The sequence below is a fragment of the Aestuariivirga sp. genome (genome assembly GCF_020252405.1).
Lineage (GTDB): Bacteria > Pseudomonadota > Alphaproteobacteria > Rhizobiales > Aestuariivirgaceae > Aestuariivirga.
Genome location: NZ_JADCDA010000088.1, coordinates 1 through 26332, shown reverse-complemented (window position 1 = coordinate 26332; position 26332 = coordinate 1). Strand labels below are relative to the sequence as shown.

Here is a 26332-nt window from a genome sequence, read left to right as displayed (position 1 = left end):
TGAACACGGACAGACCCCCTCACCCTGCCCTCTCCCCCGGTGGGGGAGAGGAAAGATGAGGGCGGGGCTTTGTGGGGAGGGGGAACCCTCATGGAGTCAACTGACCGCCCGCCGCTTTAGTCTTGAATGCCCCGCAAACAAAATGCCCGGCCTTTCGGTCGGGCATCTGGCGTGAAATCGGTGGCCCGTTCAGGCGGCGGCGAGGTTTCCGGCGGAGGCGCGGCCCGTGCGCTTGTCGGTCACGACCTCATAGGAGACCTTCTGGCCCTCCTTCAGCGTGCGCAGACCGGCGCGCTCGACGGCGGAAATGTGGACGAAAATGTCCTTCTGGCCCTTGTCCGGCTGAATGAAGCCATAGCCCTTCTGCTCATTGAACCACTTCACAGTACCCGTATCCATGGGTGTCTTCCTTACGTTGGGTTGTCGTCAGTCCTGACGCGGTCTTTCGGGGCGCGCCAGGACATTGATCGAGAATTGGAGGAGTCTAGCGTGCGCGGCCCAGCGGGGTAGCGAAGCGGCCAATCGTCCGGCCCAGTTTTCGAGTGAGGAATATATGTCGCAGTTCATGCCGGGTTGCAAGATCGATTGCGGGTATTTCTTTCACGGCGGCATGCGGTGGCTGACCTCGATGACCGTATGGGTCTGCGACAAGTCATCAAGCAGCGATGACACCGCCTGGCGGTTGGCGGGATCGAGATTGGCGTCCCATTCGTCGAGCAAGAAGCACGTTGCAGCCTCCTTGAGCGAGAAGCCGCGCTGCAGGTCCCTGAGCTTGCGCTGGCCGATGGACAGCCCGGAGCGGATCGACGGAAACAGAAAGCTCTGCGCCGGGAGGTAGACAGCCCTCTCGCGATCGCGCTGCTTGAGCAGCAGCATCAACGTGGTCTTCCCGGACCCATTGGGGCCGGAGACGGCATAGCGCCCCGCATCCATCATCGCCGCCAGCGCCTCATCCGCCGTCTTCGCACGCAGCACATGCCAGCCTCCGTCATGCTTCTTCATGATCCTGATCCGCGCAAGATCGAGACGCTGCCCGAGATCTGACGGGCTCTCGGCCAGCGCACGGTTGAGCCAGTCGGCCCGGCCCCTGAGCGCCAGGTAATCAGCGGCATTGCCGACAAGATTGGAGATGTCCAGCAGCGCCTCGGTGAGCCGCGGCAGCACGATGGCCAGCGCCACCATCTCCGTCGCCGTCATCGACCGCAACTGCAGCAGGATGACGAGACTCGCCGGTGCCCAGATGCTGATCGCCTGAAGCATGTCGAAGGCACGAAAGGCGTTCATGGAGGCGAAGGCCATCCGTCGGTTAAGCCGCCAGCGCCGGGCGAAGAGCCGCATGAAATGCGACACGGCCTGCCTGTCGCCAAGCGTGTTGGCCAGCCACCCTTCGGGCAGCGCGGTGACGAGCCGGTTGTAACTCTTCTCATAGGCAGCCGACATCCGGACCTGCCAAGGTCCCAGCCGCCACAGCAATACAGCGCAAAGGATTGCGCTGACGACATAGGCCAGCGCAAATCCCTTGAGCACGAACAACGAAATGAGAACCACCGAGAGCAGCGACGAGCAGAGCAGCAGGAAAGAGTCGTAGACGAAGGTGATGCAGTCGAACATGAGTTCCTGCCCAGTGGCGGAAATCACGGTGGCGAAGGTCTTGTCCGCCTGCCGGCTGGTCGCCTCCGCAATCCTGCCCTCCTTGCGCCGGTAGACCTGCTCATAGAATGCGCGGCTCGCGGTGGTTCGCCACAGGGCGCGGAACAATGCGGCGGCATAGGTCAGCGGGTATGGCAAGAAATAGAGGATCAGGAATACGACGACCGCCGTCGTCATCTCCTCCGCCCTTGGAGAACTCGCCGCCACGCGCGAGAGATAGACAGGTGCCGCGCTGTAGCAGAGCTGGAACAGCAGAACGAATAACAAGCAGCCCAGCGCCTCTCCGCGCACCCTTGCCAGTGACAGCACGCTGAACATCCGGACCCTCCCTTCCGGGAGCCATATCACACCCCTGTTTGCTGAAAAGACCTTCCTTGATGAACGGCTGCAGTTGCCGCAGTTCACGAGCCGGGTTAAGTCATGTCTCATGACCGGCGCCCACAAGACCCGCGTTGCCCTGCTCCGGGCCGAACTGAAGCGACGCAAGCTCACCGGCTTCTTCGTGCCCCGGGCCGATGAATTCCAGGGGGAATATGTTCCCGCCTATGCCGAGCGGCTGCGCTGGCTCACCAATTTCCGCGGCAGCGCGGGAGTTGCCATCGTCACGCTGAAGAAGGCGGCGATCTTCGTCGATGGGCGCTATGTGATCCAGGTGCGCCAGCAGGTGGACGAGAAGATCTTCGCGCCCTTCCATTTGATGGACGAGCCGCCCGACCAGTGGATCGGCAAGAACCTCAAGAAGGGCAGCCGGCTGGGCTTCGACCCGTGGCTGGTCACCGCCGGGCAGGCCAAGCGCCTGGCCGAGGCCTGCGCCGCGGTGGGGGCTGCCTTTGTGCCGGTCGAGACCAATCCCATTGATGCCGTGTGGAAGGACCAGCCGCCGCGGCCCATGGCGGAACTTGCCACCCAGCCCACGCAATTTGCCGGCCGCACCGCGGCGGAGAAGATCAAGGACCTGCGCAAGGGGCTCTCCAGCATCGATGCGATGGTGCTGACGCAACCGGACTCTGTCGCCTGGCTGTTCAACCTGCGCGGCTTCGACGTGCCGCATACGCCGGTGGTGGCAGCCTATGCAATCCTGCCCGCGAGGGGCAAGGCGCAGATCTTCATCGCGGGGGAGAAGCTGCCGGAGGATGTGAGGCAGCATCTCAAAGCCATCGCCACCCCGCATGAGCCCGGGGACATCGGCGCGGCGCTGAAAGCGCTTGGAAAGGCGCGGGCCCGCGTGCTGATCGACCCCGCTTGGACGCCGGAGCGCATCCGCGGGATGCTGGTGAAGGCCAGGGCGACAGTGGTGACGGGGGCCGACCCCGTGCTGCTGCCCAAGGCGCGCAAGAATGCCACCGAGCAGGAAGGCGCGCGCGCCGCCCAGAGGCGGGACGGCGTCGCGGTCAGCCGTTTTCTCTGCTGGCTGGAGAAGGAAGCGCCGAAGGGCGGCCTCACCGAACTCGACGCCGCGGCGAAGCTCAAGGCCTTCCGCGCCGAAACGGACGAATTGAAGGACCTCTCCTTCGAAACCATTCCGGCGTCGGGCCCCCATGCCGCCATTCCGCATTACCATGCGACGGAGGAGTCGAACCGCAAGCTGAGCCTCAACGAGATATTCCTTATCGACAGCGGCGCGCAATACATCGACGGCACGACGGACATCACCCGCACGGTGATCGTGGGAACGCCCACGGCGGAGATGAACGACCGCTTCACCCGCGTGCTGAAAGGCATGGTGGGCCTCTCCATGATCCGCTTCCCGAAGGGCACGACGGGCTCGCAGATCGATATTCTGGCGCGCCGGCATTTGTGGTGCGCGGGGCTCGACTTCGACCACGGCACCGGTCACGGCGTCGGCGCCTATCTCTCGGTGCATGAGGGCCCGGCCCGCATCAACAAGTCGGACAGGACACCGCTGGAGCCCGGCATGATCCTTTCGAACGAGCCGGGCTTCTATAAGCAGGGCGATTACGGCATCCGCATCGAGAATTTGGTGATGGTGCATGAGGCCAGGCCCGTCGCCGGCGGCGAGCGCCCGATGCTGGGCTTCGAAACACTGACGCTCGCCCCCATCGACCGGCGGCTCATCGCGGTGGAGCTGCTGTCGGAAGCCGAGCGCACATGGCTCGACGCCTATCACGCCCGCGTGCTGAAGGAGGTGGGCGACCGCCTCGATGGCGCGGAACTGGATTGGCTCAGAGGTGCCTGCGCGCCGCTGGGCTGACCTGCGGCTCCTGCTTCGCTGCCGGGGCCTGCCGACGTGCCTCGATCGCCCCGGATAACGCGGGTCCAAACCGCACCACTCGCCAGTTCCTCCTCCGACCAATGGGCCGCGGCGAGCCGTTCCAGCCAGGGTTCCCGGACTCGACAGCGGCCGAGCACTCGCGCCTCAGGGCATAAGGATGCACCGGCTCTTGACTCTGGAGCTTTCCCCGCGCCGCAAGCGATAACACTTGCCCGCAAGACGCTTCAAGCGATGTTACGCGTTCGAAGCATCAGTCCGAGACAGACGACTGGGCACTTCCATGCGGACTGACGGGAACGGCAGCCTGGCGCGCAGTCGGCCTTACACGGCAGATGCTGTCATCATGAACGATGGCCTTGCTCTCGACTTCATTCAGGAGCTCGAGCCAGTGCGATTCCGGAACCACCATGTTCGAAACCGTCTTGCCGCGCGAGACGCGGATCATAAAGGACTGCCGATCCTTGGTGTAATAGTGATTGATGCGGATCCGCTCCGCCCGGAATGCCGGTGCCTGCCGCCGCAGGATGGGCGTGTCCGCCTCGTCATATCCGTTGTAAATGCTGTCGCGCAGAATAAAAGTGTGGCCACCGTTGGCGGCCGTGACGTGGAGGGGCTGGATGATCGACTTCGGCGCCAAAAGGTTTCTCATGTGGAAAGGACCTTCGGGAGCGGCCATGCGCCAGAAATAATGGCCGGTGACATCAGGGGGCGGCGTCTCAAATCCCGATGTCCCATAGGTGAACCGGTTGACGAGGAGCGCCGGCCGGTGCGCGAAGCCCGCGAGGAATTCCGGCAAGGCCTGCCCATCGGGGCAATAGAGGAACTCGTCCACGTCAATGAAGGCCATCCACCGGTTGGCGCCGCCGAAGTTCCGGAGCGCGTGAGCGAAGGCCCGCGACTGGGTGTGATAACCCTTGCGGTGCGGCCAGGGGATGACGGTCACGAGACCTGACCTTGCGTAAGATGAAAGCAACTGCGGCGTTGCGTCCGTGCTTTCATTGTCGAAGAGGTAGAGATGATCGACCCCCTGGGCTAGGTGGAAATCGATCCACTCCGGGAGGTTGTGCGCCTCATTGCGAACAGTCGAGACGATCGAGAGCGTGTGGATGACCTTCCCCGGAACAACCCTTGCACGCACGCGCTTGATGGTCTTTCCGCGCCACAAGCGACGGAGGTTTCGAAATAAACGCATGGAACTCGACCTCGTTTGGCCCCGGGCAAATCTGAAACACACAATCTGCGCTTGCGCGCGCAGGACGCTGTTCAGCAGCACATGGCGGCTTCAGGAACAATCATACGATCGAAATACGGCTCACGCGTGCGCCGTCAGCATGATGCACAAGAACGCGCGGTCTCTATTCATCTTGCTTATTCTTGTCCAGAACATTTTCACTACTCGATTGCCGCCGGACGCCCATATGGATTGAGACGGAGACAACCCGGGCCGCTCTCGCCCCGCGGGCCATGGCCCGCGCAACTTTACGCCCTCAAGCGCATTCGCAGCTGAGGACCCGTTGCGCTGGCTGAGGCCGGTGAGAACATCGGGGTGCGCCGAATTCACAGGCCTCCCACCCGCTCGAACCAGGTGGCCTCGTCGATCACTTCGACACCATGTTTCTCGGCGTCCTTCAGCTTGGAACCGGCGCCGGGGCCGACAACCAGGAGGTCGGTCTTCTTCGAAACGGAACCGGCGACCTTCGCCCCCAGCCGCTCCGCCATGGCCTTGGCCTCCTCGCGTGTCATGCGTTCGAGCGCGCCGGTGAAGACAACCGTCTTGCCGGCGACGGGCGAGGTGGTGCTGCGCGCTTCGAGGGCGGTGACGGTGACGTGCTTGAGGAGCTCGTCCACCACCTCGCGGTTATGCGGTTCGGCGAAGAACTGCACGACGGCCTCCGCCACCACCCCGCCGATGCCGTCGATGGCGTTGAGCCCGCCCCAGGCATCGCCCTCTATCGCGCCCGCCGCGATCATCTGCCCGCGGAAGTGATCCGCGGTTCCATAGGCCCGCGCCAGTGCCCGCGCCGTGGTCTCGCCCACATGGCGGATGCCGAGCGCGAAAATGAAGCGGTCGAGGCCGATGCTGCGGCGCTCGTCGATGGCGGCGAAAAGCTTGCCGACGCTGGCCTCGCCCCAGCCCTCGCGGTCCTTCAATCGGTTCGGCGATGCCTTGTCGCGCTCTTCCAGCGTGAACACGTCATGCGGCCAGGCGATGAGGCCGCCGGCGTAGAATTCCCCGATGATCCTGTCGCCCAGCCCCTCGATGTCGAAGGCATTGCGCGAGGCGAAATGCTTGAGCCGCTCGACCCGCTGTGCCGCGCAGATGAGGCCGCCGGTGCAGCGGCGCACCGCATCGACCTTGCCCGCGGTCCGCTCCTCGCGCACCGCATGGGAGTGGCAAACCGGGCATTGCTGCGGAAAACGGTAGGGCTTCGCATCCCGCGGGCGCTTCTCCGGCACGAAGCCAAGGATTTGCGGGATCACGTCGCCGGCGCGCTGCACGATCACCGTGTCGCCCTCGCGGATGTCCTTGCGGGCGATCTCGTCCTCGTTGTGGAGTGTCGCATTGGTGACGACGACCCCGCCCACGGTGACGGGCTTCAGCCGCGCCACCGGGGTGAGCGCACCGGTGCGGCCAACCTGAATGTCAATCTTTTCCAGCACCGTCGCCGCCTTCTCGGCTGAGAATTTGTGGGCAAGGCCCCAGCGTGGACTGCGGGAGACAAAGCCCAGCCGCTGCTGCCAGTCCAGCCGGTTCACCTTGTAGACGACGCCGTCGATGTCATAGCCGAGTTCGGCGCGCTCGGACTCGATGAGGCGATATTGCGCCAGCAGCTCCTCCACCGAATGGCAGAGCCTGGTCAGCGGATTGGTGGGCAGACCCCATGACGCGAAGGCCTCGATCACGCCCATCTGGGTCTTCGCGGGAAGCTCCGGCGCCTCGCCCCAGGCATAGGCGAAGAACCGAAGCGGCCGCGCCGCCGTGATGGCGGCATCGAGCTGGCGCAGCGAGCCTGCTGCGGCATTGCGCGGATTGGCGAAAACCTTCTCGCCCGCCGCAATCTGCCTGGCATTCAGCGCGGCGAAATCCTTATGGCTCATATAGATCTCGCCGCGGATCTCGATCAGCTGGGGCGCGGAGCCATCAAGCCGCTTCGGCGCGTCATGGATGGTCATGATATTGGCCGTGACGTTCTCGCCCTCATAGCCATCGCCGCGTGTTGCCGCCTGCACCAGCTTGCGGTTCTCGTAGCGCAGCGACATGGAGAGGCCGTCGATTTTGGGCTCGGCGGTGACCGCCACCTCTTCATCCACGGGCAAATCGAGGAAGCGGCGGATGCGGCCCACGAAATCGCGCGCATCCTCCTCCGAAAAGGCGTTGGAGAGCGACAGCATGGGCACTGCATGGCGCACCTTGCCGAATTTCTCCGCCGGGCCCGAACCCACGCGGCGCGACGGCGAATCCCCGCGGATCAGTTCCGGAAAGCGCGCCTCGATCGCCTCGTTGCGCTGGCGCAATTCGTCATATTCGGCGTCCGGGATCAGCGGCGCATCCTGTTCGTGGTAAGCACGGTCATGCCTGGCAATCTCGGCGGCGAGCGCGGCCAATTCGGCCGAGGCCTCGCTGAGGGTCAGATCCCCGACGGGGGATTGCGCTTTCTTCACCATGGACTATCCCCTGGCCCCCAGCAGCTCATCCGCCTGGGCGCGCGCGGCGTCCGTCACCCTGGCGCCGGACAGCATGCGGGCCACCTCCTCGCGGCGGCTCTGGTCGGAAAGCGGCTGCACGCGCGTCACCATGCGCTTCGAGGCGACTTCCTCCATCTTGGAGATCAGCATGTGCTGGCAGGCGCGCGCCGCCACCTGCGGGCTGTGGGTGACGGCAAGGACCTGCAGGTTTTCGGCGAGACGGGAAAGCCGCGCCCCGATGGCGTCTGCCACCGCACCGCCCACACCCGTGTCGATCTCGTCGAAGACGAGCGTGGGGGCGGAGCCCCTGGAGGCGAGGATCACCTTGAGCGCCAGCATGAAGCGCGCGAGCTCGCCGCCCGAGGCCACCTTCATCAGCGGCGCAAGCGGCGTTCCGGGATTGGCGGCGACCATGAACTCGACCCGGTCTATGCCGGTCGGGCCCGGCCTGCCCGCATCGGTGTCGAGCGCTGTCTCGAAACGGGCGCGTTCGAGCTTCAGGGGCGGCAGTTCCGCCATCACCGCCTTGTCGAGCGCCTTCGCCGTCTTGCGCCGCTTGTTGGAAAGCTTCTCGGCCGCTGCATCAAACGCTTCGCGCGCCGCCTTGAACTCCTGCTCGAGTTTCTTCAGGCGGCCGCCGCCGTCGGTCAACGCCTTCAGCTCGGCGTCGAAGCGTTCGCGCACATCGGCCAGCGTATCGACCGTGCACTTGAACTTGCGCGCCGCGGCCCTGAGCGCGAACAGCCGTTCCTCGGATTTTTCCAGCTCCTTCGGATCGAAAACAAAGGCGCGCCGCGCCTCCGCAATGGCGCGCTCGGCCTCGCTCACCTCCGCCAGCACGCGGTCCAGCGCCTGGCACACATGATCAAGCCGGCCCCCGGCCGTCTCGCGGCGGCGTTCCAGCTTGCGCAGCGCCGCATTGAGGCGGGCCACCGAGGTGCCGTCGCCCGCCAGCGCCTCTTCGGCGTCGGTCAGGGCTTCGGCATATTGTTCGGCCGACATCATCATCTGGCGGGCCTCGGCAAGCAGCCCCTCCTCGCCGGGGATGGGGTTGAGGGCACGCAGTTCATCCGCGGCATGTTCGAGATAGTCGCGCTCGGCTTCGGCACGGTCCATCAGCGCGCGGTGTTCGTTCAGCGCTTCCCCGGCGGCGGACGAGCGCGCCCACAGGGCAGCCACATCGCTCACTTCGGCCTCATGGCCGCCGAAAGCATCGAGCAGGAGCCGGTGCGCGGTGACGTCGACGAGCGCGCGGTCGGCATGCTGACCGTGGATCTCGGCCAGGGCGCCGGCGATCTGGCGCAGCAGGTTGAGGCTCACCGGCTGGTCGTTGATGGCGGCACGGCTCGGCCCATCGGCATTCTGGATGCGGCGGATGACGAGTTCGCCCTCGCCGTCCACCCCCTGCTCCCTCAGAATCGCGAAGGCCGGGTGGCTGCGCGGCAGCGCGAAGGCCGCTGTCACCACGCCACGCTCCGCGCCGGCCCGCACCAGGGAGGAGTCGCCGCGCGCGCCCAGCGCCAGGCCCAGCGCATCGAGCAGGATCGACTTGCCCGCGCCGGTTTCGCCGGTGAGCACGGTCAGACCCTTGTCGAGAGCGATGTCGAGTTTCTCGATCAGGACGATGTCGCGAATGGAGAGAGCAGTCAGCATGGCCAACATTTATAGCGGAGTCGCACGCCGGCGCGACAGCCGAATTACAGCGGGTTGACCGCGTCGAAGGCCTTGGAGATCCAGGATTCCTTGCTGGCCTCGGGCGACAGGCCGTCGTTGGAAACCAACGTATAGGCATCTCTGTACCACTGGGACTGGGGGTAATTGGCGCCGAGCACCGCGGCGGCCGTCTGGGCCTCTGACACCACGCCCAGCGCCATATAGCCCTCCGTCAGGCGGTAGAGCGCCTCCGGCGTCTGGCTGGTGTTGCGGTAGTCGGTGACGACAGTCTTGAAACGGTTGATGCCGGCCAGATAGGCGCCCTGCCGGTAGTAATAGCGGCCAACTTCCATTTCCTTGCCGGCGAGGTGGTCGCGCGCCACCAGCACCTTCTGCGTGGCATCCGCCGCATAGGGGGTGTCGGGGAAGCGTTGCGCCACCTCCTGCAGGGCCTCCAGCGCTTTCTTGGTCGAGGACTGGTCGTGCTTGGTGTTGCCGATCTGGTCATAATTGCAGACGGCGGCAAGGTAATAGGCATAGCCCACATCCTTGCCGCCCGGATGCAGCGTGATGTAACGGTTGGCGGCGTTCACCGCGTCGTCCCACTTGGCCAGTTTGTAGGCGATATAGGCCTGCATGAGGATGGCCTGGGTGGCGTAGCTCGAATAGGGATATTGCCGCTCCACCTCGCCGAACTGCTTCAGCGCAGATTTCAGCGAGCCGCCGTTCAGGTCGGTGAGCGCCGCATTGTAGAGCTTGGCGACGGTGGCCGTCTCCTGTGCGGCAGCCATGTCGGGGGCAACCGCGGCAGTGGAGGCGGCAGCGGCGGAGGAGGCGCTGTCGTCACCCCATATGCCGTCCATCAGGCTCGACGCGCAACCGGACAGCAAGACACCGGCCAGCGCTGCCGCAACACCCTGCGAAATCCGTTTCGTCAACCGCACCGAAAACCCCACCTGCACCCGCCACACGTTGGACCGCGGCGCGCCGGACGCCAGCATGCCAAGCGTTTAATGCACCAAACCCGGCGGAAGTGTGACCCGCCGGGTTCAAGCTATTCCCTTGCTGGTTCAATCAGTTGGACTGGCGGCGAAGGAAGGCCGGAATTTCCAGCTGGTCATCGTCGAGGTGCTGTTCGTTGTGATGCGCCTGGGGGGCGGGCGCATGAGCACGCGGTTGAATTGCCGGGCGCTGCGGCGCTGGCTGCAAGGCAATCGAGGGCTCGCGCGGGGCAGACGCCGGGTCGTCCTTGCGGCCAAGGCCCACCGAGGCAAGGCGCTGGAACAGGCCGGGCTTCTTCTTCTCGGCCTGGGCGGCGATGGTCTCGATACGGGTCTGCTGGGCCTCGATCTGCTTCTTCACCTGCGGCGGAAAGTCCTCGATGGCGGGCATGCGCACGCGGGCGGCGGGCGTGGGCGAACGCTCCGGGATGGCGGCAGCGGAAAGGCGCAGCAGCGGCTCGGTTTCTTCGACGGTGCGGGCCTGGGCGGCGAGCGGCGCGGCGGCGAAGGTTGGCTGTGGCGCAGGCGCCGCAACGCGCGGGGCCACGGGGATGCCCGTCGCGGCGGCAACCGGCGCAGGAGCGACAACCGCCGCGGGGGCGGCAACGGCGGGTGCCGGCGGTTTCTTCACGGGCGCGGCCTGCTTGCCGGTCCAACCGAAGACGGAGGGCTTCTCGGTCTCTTCCTCGACGGGAGCAGACTTGCCGCCCTTCAGGGCTTCGGCGGCAAGCCCGGTGGCAACCACCGACACGCGCATGATGCCCTCGAGCGATTCGTCGAAGGTGGCCCCGAGAATGATGTTGGCCTCCGGGTCAACTTCCTCGCGGATGCGGGTGGCGGCTTCGTCCACTTCATAAAGGGTCAGGTCCGGGCCGCCGGTGATGGAGATCAGCAGGCCGCGGGCGCCGCGCATCGACACATCGTCAAGCAGCGGGTTGGAGATGGCGGCCTCGGCCGCCTCGATGGCGCGCTTGTCGCCCGAGGCTTCGCCGGTGCCCATCATGGCGCGGCCCATCTCGCTCATGATGGCGCGGACATCGGCGAAGTCGAGGTTGATCAGGCCTTCCTTGGTCATCAGCTCGGTGATCGAGGCGACGCCGGAATAGAGCACCTGGTCGGCCATGGCGAAGGCCGCGGCGAAGGTGGTCTTCTCGTTGGCGACGCGGAACAGGTTCTGGTTGGGAATGACGATCAGCGTGTCCACGTGTTTCGCCAGCTGCTCGATGCCGCGCTCGGCCGTCTGCTGGCGGCGCACACCCTCGAACTGGAACGGCTTGGTGACGACGCCGACGGTCAGGATGCCCTGCTCCTTGGCCGCCCGGGCGATGACGGGGGCCGCACCCGTTCCGGTGCCGCCGCCCATGCCGGCGGTGATGAAAGCCATGTGGGCGCCCGCGAGATGGTCGAGGATTTCGGGCAGCGCCTCCTCGGCGGCGGCTGCGCCGATCTGCGGCTGGGAGCCGGCGCCCAGCCCCTGGGTCAGGGCCGTGCCCATCTGTATGCGGCGTTGCGCGGCGTTCTGCATGAGGGCTTGCGCATCGGTGTTGGCGACGACGAACTCGACTCCCTCCAGCCGGCTCTCGATCATATTGTTGACAGCGTTGCCGCCAGCGCCTCCGACGCCGAAAACGGCAATGCGGGGTTTGAGATCGGAGAGATTCGGAACGGTGAGGTTGATGGTCATGTTGCGTGGCGCCCGAAATTGATTTGCCCACTTACCTATTTCTTACCAAAACCATAACAAATGGTTAATGCCCGCTAACCATGACCCCTTTTTGCCTGATTTTCTGGCTGGTAATGGAGCTCCGGGTTAACCTCCGGTTCAGGCTGAGGCCGCCCTGCGCGCCGGGCGATGGGTCTCGGCCGCGCGGCTCGCCAGGACCTTGTCGACCCTGCGGCCATCAAGGTCCACGACCTCGAATCGCCAGCCGCCCAGCTTCACCGCCTGGCCTAGCGACGGCAGATGCTTGAGCGCGTCGATGACAAGGCCCGCCACGGTCTCATAGCGCCGCCGGGGCGGCAGGGCGAAGCCGATCAGCTCCGCCATCTCGTCCACCGCCATGTCGCCCGGCAGCAGCCAAGACCCGTCGTCGCGCTGGACGGCGCGTTCGTCGCCCTCGCCTGCCGGCTCCAGACTGCCGGCGATGGCGCTCAGCAGGTCGGCGGCGGTGACGAGTCCGAGCGTCCGGCCATATTCGTCCTGCACGAAAGCCATATGGATGGACGAGCCGCGAAACAGCTCCATCGCCTCCAGAGCAGGCATCGATTCCGGGATCACCGGCGCCTTTTGCACCAGCTTGCCGATTTCGAGCTTGCGCCGCTCGAGCAGCGCGTCCGCCACGTCCTTGATGACGACGATGCCGATCACCTCGTCGGCGTCCTCGCCATGGACGGGGATGCGCGAATGTGGCGTTGCCAGGATCTTCTTTTTGATGTCGCCCGGCCCGTCGCCGATGCCGATCAGGTCAATGTCGGTCATCGGCGTCATCAACGCCCGCACCGGCCTGTCGCCCAGCCGCATCACGCCGGCGATCATGTCACGCTCGCCGCTCTCGATGACGCCGGCAGACTCCGCCTCGGCAATGAGCGACTTGATCTCCTCGTCGGTGACGGAGGCCTCGCTCGACCCCTTAAGGCCGAGAAGACGGATCAGCGCCCGGCCCGAGCCGTCAAGCAGCCAGACGAAGGGTCCGGCAATGCGCGAGAGAAGGTCCATCGGGTAGGCCACCCGGCAGGCGATCGCCTCCGGATGCTTCAGCGCCAACTGCTTTGGTACAAGTTCACCAATGATAACAGATATAAACGTAATAATGGTGACAACCAGGGTGAAGCCCGCCGGTCCCGCATAGCTGTGCGGCATGCCGAGGCGTTCCAGCACGCCTGACAGCCTGTCGCCCAGCGCCGCCCCTGAAAATGCGCCCGCGAGAATGCCGACGAGGCTGATACCGACCTGCACGGTGGACAGGAAGCGGCCCGGGTTCTCCGCCAGCTGCAGGGCGGCGCGCGCGCCTTTCACTCCCCTGTCGCTCATCGACCTGAGGCGCCCGGTGCGGGAGGAGACGATGGCCAGCTCCGACATGGCGAGAAGACCATTCAGCGCCACGAGGGCGAGGACCAGCAGAATTTCAAGCGCGACCATGGAAGACCCGCATATAGGCGCTCTGCGGCCCCGGCGCAAATCCGCCCGGGCTTGGGGTCAGAAGCTCTCGGCGATCCAGCGGCCGACGCGGGTGACGTAATTCTGCTGGGCGCGCTCCACCTGCTTGGCCTTGTGCTTGGGAAGCTCACAGTGCTCGTCCGGCTTCAGCGCATAGTTGAGCAGTCCCGCACAGACCGCGAAGGCAGGCGCATGCGCGGTTTCCGGCATGCCCTTGACGTGGGCGGGAGCGCCAAGGCGCACCTGGCGGCCGGTCCACTGGCGGGCCACCTCCTGCACGCCGTTGAGCTGGCTGGCGCCGCCGGTGATCACCATGCGGCAGCCGCCGAAATGAGCATGACCCGATCCGTCCAGGCGGTTCCTCAGCATCTCGAAGGTCTCTTCGAGGCGCGGGCGGATGATGCCGGTCAGCATCGACTTCGGCACCTGCTGCACCGTGTCCACGCCGCGCTCGCCCAACAGCGGCACCGAGATCATCTCGCGCTCGTCGACACTGCTCGACAGCGCCGAGCCCCACAGCGTCTTCATGCGCTCGGCATGCGCGATGGTGGTGGAAAGGCCGCGCGCGATGTCGTTGGTGATGTGCTGGCCGCCGACCGGCACCACGTCCGCCATGACCAGGTGGTTGTCGTGGAACACCGCGAAGGAAGTGGTGGAGCCGCCCATGTCGACGACGGTGACGCCGAGCGCCCTCTCGTCTTCGGCCAGCACGGCGCGGGCCGCCGCATAGGGCGCAATCACAAAGCCGGCGACGGAGAGATGCGCCCGCTCCACCGCCATGACGAGATTTTTGAGATGCGGCGCCTCGACGGTGACGACGCTGAGGTCCAGCGCCAGATTGTCGCCGAACAAGCCGGCCGGGTCCTTGATGCCGCTGGCGTCGTCGAGGTGATACTGCAGCGGCGTGATGTGCATGATGGAGCGGCGGCCGGGGTCGACCTGGTCGAGGGCGGCGTCGAGTGCGCGGTTCATGTCGCGCTGCATAACCTGTCCGCCCTGGGCCGGCACCGATCCGATATAGCGCTGCGACTGCGGGCGCCCGCCCGAGACGTTCACATAGTTCTCGCTGATCGTGCGCTGGGCCATACGCTCGGCGGCATCCACCGTGAGGCGGATGGCGCGCTCGGCTTCGTCCATATTGACGATGGCGCCGCCGCGGACGCCGCGGGAAAGCTGATAGCCCGCGCCGAGTACCTTGAGGGTGTGTTTGTCGTCCGATTCAGCTGTGCGGTGCCTGGCGGGAACAACCTCCGCGATGAGACAGCCGATCTTGGTCGAGCCGATGTCAAGCGCCGCGACAAGGCTGCCCTTCGGCGCCACCGTGGCCTTTGCCGCGCTCCTGGCCTGAAACTGAACGACCGTCATCTACGCCACCCCCCGGGAACTCACGTTGCTCCGGCCGGCGTCAATTGGCGCCGGCCACCGTCTTCTTGTCCGCGGGTTGCACTCCCGCTGCGGCGCTTTCCGCCACTTCCACCGTCACCCGGCCCGGAAGCCTCAGGTCCAGCGAGCGGATGCCGCGCGCCAGAATCCTCTGCGTCTTGTTCAGCTGGTCCGCCATGGCGATTGCCTGCTGCCAGTCTCTTTCCGGCAACTGCACCGTGATGCCGTTGTCGAGATAAAGGGTCCAGCGCCGGCTGCCGACACGGGCCGACGCCTTCACCTGCAACAATAAGTCGGGATAGGCTGCAAGTTGGTTAATGAGTTCCGCAGCCGCGGCATTGGCCCCCTCGCCCGTCACCAGCGGCAGGCGAACCATCTGCGAAGCCTCGAGGCCGCTCATCGCCGCACCCGCCTTGTCGATCACGTAGTAAGCTGTGCCGCGCTGCCAGATGGCGAAGGGCTCGCGCTCCCTCACTTCGACGACAAGCTGGTTGGGAAACAGCCGCTGCACCTTGGCCGACTGCACCCAGTCGAGGTTCTGCAGAATGTTGCGGGCCTGAATGGCATCGAAGCCCATCAGCGAGCCTCCTGGCTCCACACTGATGGCGGAAAGAAGCGTTTCCGGCTCATGGTGCTCAAGGCCCGTGATGGTGATTTCCTGTGCGGCCATGCCGACCACGCCCGCGGCCCTGCCGGGCAGCAGCAGCCAGGGGCTGCCGTTGTAAGACAGGTGGCCGCCATTGACGAGGCCGGCCATGATCACGCCGCCAAGCATGAGCAGCGCGGAGGCGCGCGTCAGGACGCGCAGCCTGAAGCTGTTGCCGTGGTCGAGCCAGCTGCGGCGGCGGCGCTTGTAGACGGCGGCGCCTTGCGTCATCTGTCCACCGACGCGTCGCCGACCATCCAGGTCACGAGCTCCTCATAGCTCAGGCCCGCATGGACGGCGAGTTCGGGCACCAGCGATGTGCCGGTCATGCCGGGCTGAGTGTTCACCTCCAGCACGATCAACTCGCCCGTCTTGTCGTCATAGCGGAAATCGGCGCGCGACACGCCGCGGCAGCCCAGTGCATCGTGCGCGGCCAGCGCATAGCGTCGGCACGCATTGTAAACATCCGCCGGGATCCGCGCGGGCAGAATGTGCTGCGAGCCGCCGGGGGCGTATTTGGCCTCGTAGTCATACCAGCCGGAGCCTCTGGACACGATGTCGATCACGCCCAGCGCCGTGCCGCCGACGACCGCGCAGGTGAGTTCGCGGCCCGGAACGAAGCGCTCCACCATGGCATGGCTGCCGAAGATGGCGCGCTCGGCCAGCACCGCCGTCACCGGCGCGTTGGCGCCCTCGCGCACGATGTGGACACCCAGGCTGGAACCTTCCGCCACGGGCTTCACCACGTAAGGCGGCTTCATCGGGTGCGATGCCGCCACCTCCTCCAGCGGCGCCAGCATGCTCTCGGCCACCGGAATGCCGGCGGCGCGGAACACCGCCTTAGACTTCTCCTTGTGCATGGCCAGCGACGAGGCCAGAACACCGGAATGGGTGTAGGGTATCCGCAGCGTCTCGAGGATCGCCGCGCAGCAGCCGTCCTCGCCCCACTTGCCGTGCAGCGCGTTGAAAGCGACGTCCGGCCTCACCCGCTGCAGCTCCGAAACGACGGTCTCGCGCCTCACATCGATGGGCGTCACCTTGAAGCCCGCGCGCTGCAGCGCCGCCGCGCAGGCCTTGCCGGAGCTGAGGCTCACCTCACGCTCGGCGGACCAGCCTCCGAGTAGCACGGCAACCGTCGTATGGGACGGCACGCGGCTCATGCCTCGCCCTCAGCCTTGAGGCCGATGCGCTTGATTTCCCACTCGAGGTCGATGCCCGACGTGGCCTTCACCCTCGCGCGAACGGTCTCGCCAAGCGCCTCGATCTGCGCGGCGGTTGCCCCACCACCGTTGATCAGAAAGTTGCAGTGCAGCTCGGACACCCTGGCGGGCCCCACGGCAAAGCCGCGCATGCCGGCCTTGTCGATCAGCTGCCAGGACTTGTTGCCAGGCGGGTTCTTGAAGGTGGAACCGCCCGTACGGCTCTTGATCGGCTGGGTGGCCTCGCGGCTCTCCGTAATCTTGTCCATGGCGGCGGAAATCCCGGCGGCATCGCCCGCCCGGCCCTGGAACAGCGCCTGCGTGAAGACGAGGTCCTCGGGCGCGCCGCAATGGCGGTAGGCGTATTTCATGTCCGCATTGGAAAGCACGCGAATGGCCCCTGACCGGTCGACTGCGCGCGCCTCGATCAGAATGTCCCTGGTCTCTCCACCATAGGCCCCGGCGTTCATGCGCAACGCGCCACCGATGGTGCCCGGTATACCTCTCAGAAAGGTTAACGAGTCGATACTTTTCTCCAGCGCGAAACGGGCGACCCGCACGTCCAGCGCCGCCGTCCCGGCCCTCACGCGGTGGCCCGGCTCCTCGCTGATCCCGGCAAAGCCCTTGCCCAGCCTGATCACCACGCCGGGCACGCCGCCATCGCGCACCAGCAGGTTGGAGCCAACGCCGATCACACAGACCGGCACATCCATCGGCGTGCCACTCAGGAACGCCGCGAGGTCTGCTTCGTCGGCGGGCGTGAACAGCGCCTCCGCCGCGCCTCCGGCGCGGAACCATGTCAATTCGGCGAGCGGCGCATTGGCTTCGAGCCTGCCCCGCGCCCGCGGCAGGCGCTGCAGCAGGGCCGCGCCATCGAGCCTGGTCATGACTGCGCCTTGTCGAAGGCCTCAAGCTGGCCCGGCAGCGCATAGGCCCATTGGGTGATGGTGCCCGCGCCGAGACACATCACAATGTCGCCGGGCCTGGCCATGCCGCGCACCAGCGGGGCAAGCTGCTCCGGCTTGTCGATGGTGTAGACCGAGCGGTGCCCGCGCGACTTCAGACCCTCGGCGAGCGCGGTGTGCGAAGCGCCCTCGATCGGCTGCTCACCCGCCGCATAGACGGGGGCCACGATCACGCTGTCGGCATCGTTGAAGCAGGTGCAGAACTCGTTGAACAGGGAGGAGAGGCGTGTATAGCGGTGCGGCTGCATCACCGCGATCACCTTGCCCCTGGCGACCCCGCGCGCCGCCTTCAGCACCGCGGCGATTTCCACCGGGTGGTGGCCGTAATCGTCGAAAACGGCGACGCCATTGTGCTCGCCGGTGCGCGTGAAGCGGCGCTTGACGCCGGAGAAGCTCCTGAAGCCCTTGCGGATGTCGTCGTCCGAAAGCCCGAGCTCCTTCGCCACGGCCAGGGCCGCCGTCGAATTCAGCGCATTGTGATCGCCCGGAATGGCGAGGCTCAGATTGCCGATGTCGTGAGCCGCTCCGGTGCGGCGGTTGGTCAGGCGCACCGAAAAACGCGTCTCGCCATCCTCGTAGCGCACATCGGTGAGGCGCACGTCGGCCTGCGGGCTGCGGCCATAGGTGATGACGCGGCGGTCCCTCACCTTGCCGATCATCTCCTGCACCACCGGATGGTCGATGCACATCACGGCAAAGCCATAGAAGGGAATATTCTCGACGAAGGCGAGGAAGGCCTCCTTGGCCCTGTCGAAGGTGCCGTAATGGTCGAGGTGCTCGGGGTCGATGTTGGTGACGATCACGATGTCGGCGGGGAGTTTGACGAAGGTGCCGTCGGACTCGTCCGATTCCACCACCATCCAGTCGCCCTTGCCGAGCCTGGCATTGGTGCCATAGGCGTTGATGATGCCGCCGTTGATGACGGTCGGGTCAAGGTTTCCGGCATCGAGCAGCGCCGCCACCAGCGATGTGGTGGTCGTCTTGCCGTGCGTGCCGCCAACGGCGACGCAGGACTTGAAGCGCATCAGCTCGGCCAGCATCTCGGCGCGGCGCACGATGGGCAGGTGGCGGTTGCGGGCTTCGGCAAGCTCCGGGTTGTCGTCCCTGACGGCCGAGGAGACGACCACCACCTGCGCGTCGCCGAGGTTCTCCGCCTTGTGGCCGACATGGACATCGATGCCGTTCTTCCTCAGCCGCGCCACGTTGTAATTGTCGGTGAGGTCGGAGCCCTGCACCTTGTAGCCCAGCGTCGCCATCACCTCGGCGATGCCGCTCATGCCGATGCCGCCGATGCCGATGAAGTGGATAGGGCCGACATTGCCCGGAAGTTTCATAAGTTACCGTCCCTTGCCGAGTTTTTCGGCGAGGTCCGCAAGTCGCTGGGCCGCATCGGGTTTCCCGTGCTTCAGCGCCGCCGCCGCCGCCTGTTGAAGTTGGCTCTGTTGAGAGCGCAGTGATGTCAGAAATTGGGCGAAGGCCCCGGGCGCCAGCGTGGCCTGCGGTTTCACCCAGCCCGCCCCCGCGCTTGCGAAGCTTTCGGCATTGCGCAGCTGGTCATTGTCCAGCGCATGCGGCAGCGGCGCCATCACCGCGGGGCGGCCGATGACGCCCAGCTCCGCAATGGTCGAGGCGCCGGAGCGGCAGACCACGAGATGCGCATTGGCAATGCGCCTGGGCATATCCATGAAGAAGGGGCTGAGCTCGCAGTCAAGCTCCATCGCCTTGTAGGCGGAGGAGACCGCGTCCATGTTCTCGGCCCGCACCTGCTGGGTGAGCTTGATGCCGCGCCGCTGCTCCGGCGTCATCGCGGCAAAGACCCTGGGCATGAACTCGCCGAAGAACTGCGCGCCCTGGCTGCCGCCGAAGACGAGCAGGTTGAACGTGTCGAAACCGGGGTAAGGCGCGCCCTTCTCCTTGAGCGCAATATCGCGCACCGGATTGCCGGTGAAGGTCAGCTTGTTCCTTGCGTCCCCTGGAAGCCCCATCAGCGTTGGGAAGGAGGAGGCCACCGCATCGGCCCATTTCGCCAGCACGCGATTGGCGCGGCCCATCACCGCGTTCTGGTCATGGACACAGGATGGAATCTTCAGCCGCGCCGCCGCCATGATGGGCGGGAAGGACGGATAACCGCCGAAACCGATGACGGCGAGCGGCCTCACACGCTTCAGGATCGCGCGTGCGGCGCGGTAGCCGCCATAGAGCCGCAGCGCGCGGCCGGGCGCCAGCCACGGCTTCGAGAGCGACAGCGTGGCCGAGGGCACGATATGCGTCTCGGCGGCGGGGAAGGATTTGCCGTAGTCCCGCACGCGCTCGTCGGTCATCAGGTGGATCGCATAGCCCCGCCGGATCAGCTCCTCCGCCAGCGCCTGGGCGGGGAACAAATGCCCGCCGGTGCCGCCGGCCGCGAGGACGAAGACGCCCTTGCTCATCAGGCGTAGGACACGTTGAGCTCGGGCACGCTCGAACGCCCGCCGAAGCGCTTGCGGCCCAGGGCCAACACCAGCCCCATGCCGAAGGCCATGCCGAGCAGCGAGGAGCCGCCATAGGAGATGAACGGCAGCGTCATGCCCTTGGCCGGCAGCAGCGCCACGTTGACGCCCATGTTGATGACCGCCTGGAAGCCGAAGATCAGGCCGAGGCCGGAGAGCGCCAGCGCCGGAAACGGGTCCGGCTCCTGCTTGGCGCGCACCAGAATTTTCAGCACCACGAAGGCGAAGAGCGACATGAGCATGAGGCAGGCGATGAGACCGAATTCCTCGCCCACCACGGCGAAGGTGAAGTCGGTGTGGGCGTCGGGCAGCACCAGCTTGGCTTCGCCGCCTCCGGGGCCGGCGCCCATCAGCCCGCCGTTCCGGAAGGCCTGCAGCGCGGTGTCCACCTGAAAGGTGTCGCCCTTGTCGGGGCTCATGAAACGGTCGACGCGCGAACGCACATGATCGACCAGCTCATAGGCCGCAAACACGCCCGCGGCGCCCAGCGCGCCAAGCCCCAGCACGGTGAACCACGAAATGCCATAGATCAGCAGCATCGAGCCGAAGGTGAGAATGACCAGCGCCGTCTGCCCGTAATCCGGCTGCATGACGAGCAACCCGACGAAAGCCGCGGCAAACAGCAGTGCGATGATCTGGCCTGGCATTTCCGGCCGCCGCGTATGCTCGGCGAGGAACCAGGCCGCGACGACGACGAAGGCTGGCTTGGCGAATTCCGAGGGCTGCAGGCTGACCGGCCCGATATTGATCCAGCGATGCGCGCCCTTGATCTCCGGCCCGAAGAAAAGCGCGGCCGCCATCAGACCCAGCGCCGCGCAGAACACGAAAAGCCCGGCGCGGCGCGCATAGCGCGGCGGGAAGAAGGAGAGCGTCACCAGCACCGGCGCCGCGAAAGCCAGATAGAACGTCTGGCCCTTGATGAAGTGGAAGGTGTCCGCGCCGATGCGCTCCGCGACCGGCGGGCTTGCCGCCATGGAAACGAGCACGCCCGAGGCCATGAGAAGGAGCACCGCGAACATCAGGCCGCGGTCCACCGTGAACCACCAGCGCGCGAGCAGGCCGCGGTCGCTACGTCCGAGCAGCATGGGCATCTCCTGGAATTGTCATCTCGACACCGGAAAGCAGCGACACGGCCTTGACGAAGGCATCGCCCCGCTCCTCGAAATTGGGATACTGGTCGAAGCTGGCGCAGGCGGGCGACAGCAGAACCACGGCGCCCGGCTTTCGGTCCTTCCGCGCGTCGCGAAGGGCCGCGGCCACGGCGTTTTCCAGCGTGCCGCAGTCTTCATGCGGAATGGCGGCGCCGATGGTGGTGGCAAACTCCCTGGCCGCCTGCCCGATCAGATAGGCCCGCGCCACATTGCCGAACAGCGGCTTCAGGGGTTCGATGCCGCCTGCCTTGGCGATTCCGCCGGCGATCCAGTAGATGTTGCTGAAGGACGAGAGCGCCTTCTCAGCCGCATCGGCATTGGTGGCCTTGGAGTCGTTGACGAAGGCAATGGCGCCATGGCGCCCCACCTGCTGCATGCGGTGCGCAAGGCCGGGGAAGCCCGTCATCGCCGCGGCAATGGTCTTGACGCCGATGCCCAGCGCGGTGGCCGCGCCATAGGCCATGCAGGCATTCTGCCAGTTGTGCCGCCCCTTCAGCGCCGGCATGGCGCGGAGATCGATCTCGGCCATCACCACGCCCGCGCGCCTGTCGCGCAGCACGCCGTCATGCGCCGCGATGCCGTCCACCACATCCTTCACCACGGACACGCGCCTCACGTCGGCACCCGTGGCGGCCGCGCGCCCGGCAATCGCCGCGCACCAATCGTCGTCGATGCCGCACAGCGCGGTGTCGCCCGTGTGCTGGCCTTCAAAGATGCGCGCCTTCACCGCGGCGTAATTCTCCATCGTGCCGTGGCGGTCAAGATGGTCGGGCGTGATGTTGGTGAGAATGCCGACGTCGGGCTTCAGCCGCGGCATCAGGTCGATCTGGAAGGACGAGAGCTCCAGCACATAAACGCGGCCCCTGACCGGCTGGCGCAGCAGGAACACCGCTTTGCCGATGTTGCCGCCCACATCGACGTCGAGCCCGGCCTCGGCCAGCACATGGCCGGTCAGCGCCGTGGTGGTCGACTTGCCGTTGGTGCCGGTGATGGCGACGATGCGGGCGCCCGCGGCCCGCGCCTCGCGCGCGAAGATTTCCGTATCGCCGAGCACCTCGGTCCCGGCATGGCGCGCCTTCAGCACGGTCCAGTGCGGCGCAGGGTGGGTGAGCGGCACGCCGGGGCTCAGCACCAGGGTATCCAGTGCCGCGAAGTCGAGCTGATGCAGGTTGCTGACCGGCAGTCCGGCGGCCCTGGCCTTCTCCACTGCTTCGGGCTCGTCATCCCAGCCATGCACCGTGGCGCCGCCCAGCTGCAGCGCCTCGATCGCCGCGGTGCCGGAGCGCGCGAGGCCGAAGACGGCGACGGTCTTGCCCTTGAATGTGATCGCCGGGAACAAGGATCACCTCAGCTTCAGCGTCGAAAGCCCGATCAGCGCCAGCACGATGGCGATGATCCAGAAGCGGATGACGATGGTGGGTTCCTTCCACCCCTTCTGCTCGAAGTGGTGATGCAGCGGGGCCATGGCGAAGACGCGCTTTCCCGTCATTTTGAAGGAGGCGACCTGGATGATGACAGAAAGCGTTTCCAGCACGAACAACCCGCCGATGATGCCGAGCACGATCTCGTGCTTGGCCGCCACCGCGATGGCGCCCAGGGCGCCGCCGAGCGAGAGCGAGCCCGTGTCGCCCATGAAGATCATGGCGGGCGGCGCGTTGAACCACAGGAAGCCGAGCCCTGCCCCCACGATGGCGCCGCAGATGATGGCGAGTTCGCCCGCCCCGCGCACGAAATGCAATTCGAGATAGTTCGAAAAGTTATAATTGCCGACGAGATAGACGATGAGCCCGAGGCTTGCCGCGGCGATCATCACCGGAACGATCGCGAGACCGTCGAGCCCGTCCGTCATGTTCACCGCATTGCCGGCGCCCACCACCACGAAGACGCCGACGAAGATGAAGAACATTCCGAAGGGAATGAGCAGGTCCTTGAAGAAAGGCACCGCCAGCGAGGTCGACAGCGGCTTGCCGCCGATCCACATGAAGATGCCGACCGCGACCCCGGCGATGGCGAATTCGGCCGCCAGCCGCACCTTGCCGGAGAAGCCCTTGGTCGTCGCCTTGGTGACCTTGAGATAATCGTCATAGAAGCCGATGGCGCCGAAGCCCAGCGTCACGAAAAGCACGGCCCAGACATAGAGATTGCGCAGATCCGCCCACAGCAGCGTGCCGACGAAGATGCCTGACAGGATCATCAGACCGCCCATGGTCGGCGTGCCCTGCTTTTCCACGATGTGGCGCTGCGGCCCGTCGGAGCGGATGGGCTGGCCGCGCCCCTGCTTCACCTTGAGCAGCGAGATGATGCGCGGCCCGAACAGGAAGACGAAGAGCAGAGCGGTTATGATGGCAAGCCCGGTCCGCGACGTCTGATAGCGGAACACGTTGAAGGGCGACACCTCATCAGCGAGGCTGCTGAACAGAAGGAAAAGCATCAGGTCTCCTTGGCAAGCGGCGGATAGGCCGCCCGGATCGCCTCCACCAGCGGCCCCATGCGGCTGCCGAGCGAACCCTTGACCATCACCACGTCGCCGGCCTGCAGGCCCTTGAGCAGCGCATCGCGCAATCCTTCGGAGGAATGCGCATGGGCGCCACGCCGGTGAGGGGCGACGCGCGCCCAGAGATTCGCCATGAGAGGACCGGCTGCATATAGGACATCGACTTCGGCGGCGTCCATCGGTTCGAGCAATCCGGCGTGCAATTCAGGACCCTGCTCGCCCAGTTCCAGCATGTCGCCCAGCACCGCGATGCGGCGTCCGCCGCGCGGCGGCTGCGCCGCGCCCAGAAGCCTGAGTGCTGCCGCAACGGAAGCCGGATTGGCATTGTAGCTCTCGTCGATCAGCAGCAGTTCGCCGCCCGTGATCGAAAGTCTCTCGCGCGCGCCGCGGCCCCTGGACGGCGCAGCCTTGGCCAGCGCCAGCGCCGCGCGCGCCAGATTGGCGCCTGTCAGCTTGGCTGTCGCCAGAACGGCAAGGCTGTTCACCGCCATGTGCTCGCCGGGCAGGCCGAGCGTGTAGGACACGGTTTCGCCCATCACGTCCGCCGTGACGTGGCAGCAGTCAGGGAGCAGCGCCACGCGCTCGATCCGCACATCCGCGTCCGCGTGCCTGCCGAAGGACACGACACTGCGCACGCCGGACGCCCAGGCCGCGGCGGAGAGCCGTTCGAAATAAGGCGTGTCGCGGCTGATGACGGCGCTGCCGCTCTCCACGATGCCGGTGAAGATCTCGGCCTTGGCATCGGCGATCTCTTGGAGAGACGCGAAGTTTCCGAGATGGCTTTCGGCAATCGTCGTGATGATCGCCACATGCGGCCGCACCATGCCGACAAGCGGCGTGATCTCGCCCGCATGATTCATGCCGATCTCGAAAACGCCGAAGGCGGCGCCGCGCGGCAAGCGCGCCAGCGTCAGCGGCACGCCCCAGTGGTTGTTGAAGGAGGCCGCGGACGCATGCGTCTCGCCCGAGGCCGAAAGCGCGGTGCGCAGCATTTCCTTGGTCGAGGTCTTGCCCACGCTTCCCGTAACGGCCACGATCTGCGCCAGGCTGCGCGCGCGCGCCGCAAGCCCCATCTTCTCGAGCCCGCGCAGCGGATCTTCCGCCACTTCGAGAACTGCCCCCGCCGCCAGCATTTCCGGCGTCACCCGCGACACGAGGCCAAGGCCGGCGCCGGCCGTCAGGGCGCTGGCGACGAAGTCATGCCCGTCATGCTTGCCGCCCTTGATGGCGACGAAAATGTCGCCCTGCCCAACGGCGCGCGAGTCGATGGCAACGGCGGCGAGCGGCTTTCTCGCACTGCCATGCAGTTTGCCGCCCGTGGCGGCGAGGAGTTCGTCAACGGTCCACAGCGCCTCAGCCATGGTAGTCCTCGCCCCTGATGGCGGCCTCCACGGCCTCATGGTCGCTGAAGGGAATAACCCGGCTTCCGGACTTCTGGCCCTCCTCATGGCCCTTGCCGGCGACGATCAGCACGTCGCCCGCCCGCAGCGCATCGACCGCCGCGCGGATCGCCGCGGCGCGGTCGCCGATCTCGGTGGCACCCGGCGCGGCGGCCATGATGGCGGCGCGGATGGACGCGGGTTCCTCCGTACGCGGATTGTCATCCGTCACATAGACCTTGTCGGCGAGCCTGGCCGCGATCCCGCCCATGATCGGGCGCTTGGCCCGGTCGCGGTCGCCGCCGCAGCCGAAGACAACGAAGAGGCGGCCCTTCGTATAGGGCCGCAGCGAGGCCAGCGCGTTCTCCAGCGCATCGGGCTTGTGGGCATAATCGACGAAGACGGGCGCTCCCGCCGCCGTGCGCCCGACGAGTTCGAGCCGGCCCTTCGCCCCCTTCAGCGACTGCAGCGCATGCATCGCCTGCGCTTCGTCGCCGCCCGTGGCAAGCACGAGACCGGCGGCGATCAGCGCATTGGACACCTGAAAGTCACCGGCCAGCGGCAGGTCCACATCGTAGGTCCGGCCATGAACGGCCACTGCGATGTGCTGGCTCCCCGCCTCGCGGCGCACGCCGAGCACACGGATGGTCTCGCCCTCAAGGCCCACGCTCCACACCTTCAGCCCATGCGCGGCGGCGCGGCGCGCGGCCTCCCCGCCGCGCGGCGTATCGACATTGATGACGGCGGCCCCGCCCGGTGCGATCAGCTCCTCGAACAGCCGCATCTTGGCATTGAAGTAGTCCTCGACCGTCGGATGATAGTCGAGATGGTCATGCGAGAGATTGGTGAAGCCTGCCGCCGCGATGCGCAGGCCGTCGAGGCGATACTGGTCGAGACCGTGGCTCGAGGCCTCGATGGCGAGGTGCTCCACCTTTTCAGCCGCAAGCCGATGCGCCAGCTCCTGCAATGTCATCGCATCGGGCGTGGTGTGCTCGAGCTTCTCCGTGCCGGAGGGCGAGACGAGGCCCACGGTGCCGAGGCTCGCGGCGCGGAAGCCCATGGCGGTCCAGATCTCGCGCACGAAGGTGGCAACAGAGGTCTTGCCGCTCGTTCCGGTGACGGCGACGACGGTGTCCGGCTGGCGGCCATGGAAGCGCGCCGCCATGCGGGCGAAAAGCCGGCGCGGATTGGATGAGACGATCATCGGCACGCCCGGCGCCTTGGCCCCCTCGCCCGCGAGCACCG

At 66.3% G+C, this 26332-nt stretch carries 21 protein-coding genes; 2 read left to right on the top strand and 19 right to left on the bottom strand.

The annotated features are described in order from the left end of the window. Positions 1–189 precede the first annotated feature (189 nt). Positions 190–399 carry a cold-shock protein gene (locus IOC69_RS12635; protein WP_290543915.1) on the bottom strand — a complete coding sequence of 70 codons (210 nt, stop codon included), beginning with the start codon at positions 397–399 and terminating at the stop codon, positions 190–192. A 201-nt stretch (positions 400–600) separates the two neighbouring features. Then, the gene (locus tag IOC69_RS12630) at positions 601–1968 is read right to left on the bottom strand and encodes a hypothetical protein (protein ID WP_290543914.1); all 1368 of its coding nucleotides are present in this window, start codon (positions 1966–1968) and stop codon (positions 601–603) included. Between the two features lie 109 nt (positions 1969–2077). Between IOC69_RS12630 and IOC69_RS12625 the strand changes: the two genes are divergently transcribed. Then, positions 2078–3862: an aminopeptidase P family protein gene (locus tag IOC69_RS12625; RefSeq protein WP_290543913.1), complete on the top strand. Its 1785-nt coding sequence runs from the start codon at positions 2078–2080 to the stop codon at positions 3860–3862. Positions 3863–4133: 271 nt separating this feature from the next. Here IOC69_RS12625 and IOC69_RS12620 read toward each other — a convergent pair whose 3' ends face one another. The 4 genes from IOC69_RS12620 to IOC69_RS12605 form a co-directional block, all read right to left on the bottom strand. Beyond that, positions 4134–5156, bottom strand: coding sequence for a glycosyltransferase family 92 protein (locus tag IOC69_RS12620; protein ID WP_290543912.1), 1023 nt, complete (start codon positions 5154–5156; stop codon positions 4134–4136). Between the two features lie 284 nt (positions 5157–5440). Continuing rightward, positions 5441–7549, bottom strand: coding sequence for an NAD-dependent DNA ligase LigA (ligA, locus tag IOC69_RS12615; protein WP_290543911.1), 2109 nt, complete (start codon positions 7547–7549; stop codon positions 5441–5443). Between the two features lie 3 nt (positions 7550–7552). Then, complete coding sequence (recN, locus tag IOC69_RS12610) at positions 7553–9223, bottom strand: DNA repair protein RecN (protein ID WP_290543910.1); 1671 nt, start codon at positions 9221–9223, stop codon at positions 7553–7555. 44 nt (positions 9224–9267) lie between these two features. Then, positions 9268–10086, bottom strand: a complete 819-nt coding sequence (locus tag IOC69_RS12605; RefSeq protein ID WP_290543916.1) for an outer membrane protein assembly factor BamD — start codon at positions 10084–10086, stop codon at positions 9268–9270. On the opposite strand from IOC69_RS12605, the gene IOC69_RS12600 reads away from it, so the two are divergent. Continuing rightward, complete coding sequence (locus IOC69_RS12600) at positions 10013–10237, top strand: hypothetical protein (RefSeq protein WP_290543917.1); 225 nt, start codon at positions 10013–10015, stop codon at positions 10235–10237. The genes IOC69_RS12605 and IOC69_RS12600 overlap by 74 nt on opposite strands. A gap of 60 nt (positions 10238–10297) precedes the next feature. Here IOC69_RS12600 and ftsZ read toward each other — a convergent pair whose 3' ends face one another. The 13 genes from ftsZ to IOC69_RS12535 all read right to left on the bottom strand — a co-directional run. Further along, the gene (gene ftsZ, locus IOC69_RS12595; RefSeq protein WP_290543909.1) at positions 10298–11908 is read right to left on the bottom strand and encodes a cell division protein FtsZ; all 1611 of its coding nucleotides are present in this window, start codon (positions 11906–11908) and stop codon (positions 10298–10300) included. Positions 11909–12046: 138 nt separating this feature from the next. Beyond that, positions 12047–13363, bottom strand: coding sequence for a hemolysin family protein (locus tag IOC69_RS12590; RefSeq protein WP_290543908.1), 1317 nt, complete (start codon positions 13361–13363; stop codon positions 12047–12049). A gap of 57 nt (positions 13364–13420) precedes the next feature. Beyond that, positions 13421–14746, bottom strand: coding sequence for a cell division protein FtsA (gene ftsA, locus IOC69_RS12585; protein WP_290543907.1), 1326 nt, complete (start codon positions 14744–14746; stop codon positions 13421–13423). Positions 14747–14786: 40 nt separating this feature from the next. Then, entirely contained in the window at positions 14787–15641 is an 855-nt protein-coding gene (locus tag IOC69_RS12580) for a cell division protein FtsQ/DivIB (RefSeq protein WP_290543906.1), read from the bottom strand. After that, positions 15638–16570, bottom strand: coding sequence for a D-alanine--D-alanine ligase (locus IOC69_RS12575; RefSeq protein WP_290543905.1), 933 nt, complete (start codon positions 16568–16570; stop codon positions 15638–15640). The genes IOC69_RS12580 and IOC69_RS12575 overlap by 4 nt, the downstream gene beginning before the upstream one ends. Next, entirely contained in the window at positions 16567–17496 is a 930-nt protein-coding gene (murB, locus tag IOC69_RS12570) for a UDP-N-acetylmuramate dehydrogenase (protein WP_290543904.1), read from the bottom strand. Before murB ends, IOC69_RS12575 begins: the two co-directional genes overlap by 4 nt. After that, a complete protein-coding gene (murC, locus tag IOC69_RS12565) occupies positions 17493–18908 on the bottom strand; it encodes a UDP-N-acetylmuramate--L-alanine ligase (RefSeq protein WP_290543903.1) in 1416 nt (471 codons plus the stop codon). The genes murB and murC overlap by 4 nt, the downstream gene beginning before the upstream one ends. A 3-nt stretch (positions 18909–18911) precedes the next feature. Further along, positions 18912–20003 carry an undecaprenyldiphospho-muramoylpentapeptide beta-N-acetylglucosaminyltransferase gene (gene murG, locus IOC69_RS12560; RefSeq protein WP_290543902.1) on the bottom strand — a complete coding sequence of 364 codons (1092 nt, stop codon included), beginning with the start codon at positions 20001–20003 and terminating at the stop codon, positions 18912–18914. Next, positions 20003–21148, bottom strand: a complete 1146-nt coding sequence (locus IOC69_RS12555) for a putative peptidoglycan glycosyltransferase FtsW (protein ID WP_290543901.1) — start codon at positions 21146–21148, stop codon at positions 20003–20005. The genes murG and IOC69_RS12555 overlap by 1 nt, the downstream gene beginning before the upstream one ends. Then, complete coding sequence (gene murD, locus IOC69_RS12550; protein ID WP_290543900.1) at positions 21132–22553, bottom strand: UDP-N-acetylmuramoyl-L-alanine--D-glutamate ligase; 1422 nt, start codon at positions 22551–22553, stop codon at positions 21132–21134. Before murD ends, IOC69_RS12555 begins: the two co-directional genes overlap by 17 nt. 3 nt (positions 22554–22556) lie before the next feature. Next, complete coding sequence (mraY, locus tag IOC69_RS12545; protein ID WP_290543899.1) at positions 22557–23645, bottom strand: phospho-N-acetylmuramoyl-pentapeptide-transferase; 1089 nt, start codon at positions 23643–23645, stop codon at positions 22557–22559. Next, positions 23645–25069, bottom strand: coding sequence for a UDP-N-acetylmuramoylalanyl-D-glutamyl-2,6-diaminopimelate--D-alanyl-D-alanine ligase (locus tag IOC69_RS12540; RefSeq protein ID WP_290543898.1), 1425 nt, complete (start codon positions 25067–25069; stop codon positions 23645–23647). The genes mraY and IOC69_RS12540 overlap by 1 nt, the downstream gene beginning before the upstream one ends. Continuing rightward, positions 25062–26332 (bottom strand): UDP-N-acetylmuramoyl-L-alanyl-D-glutamate--2,6-diaminopimelate ligase (locus tag IOC69_RS12535; RefSeq protein WP_290543897.1); only part of this gene is annotated, 1271 nt, incomplete at its 5' end. The genes IOC69_RS12535 and IOC69_RS12540, both read right to left, overlap by 8 nt.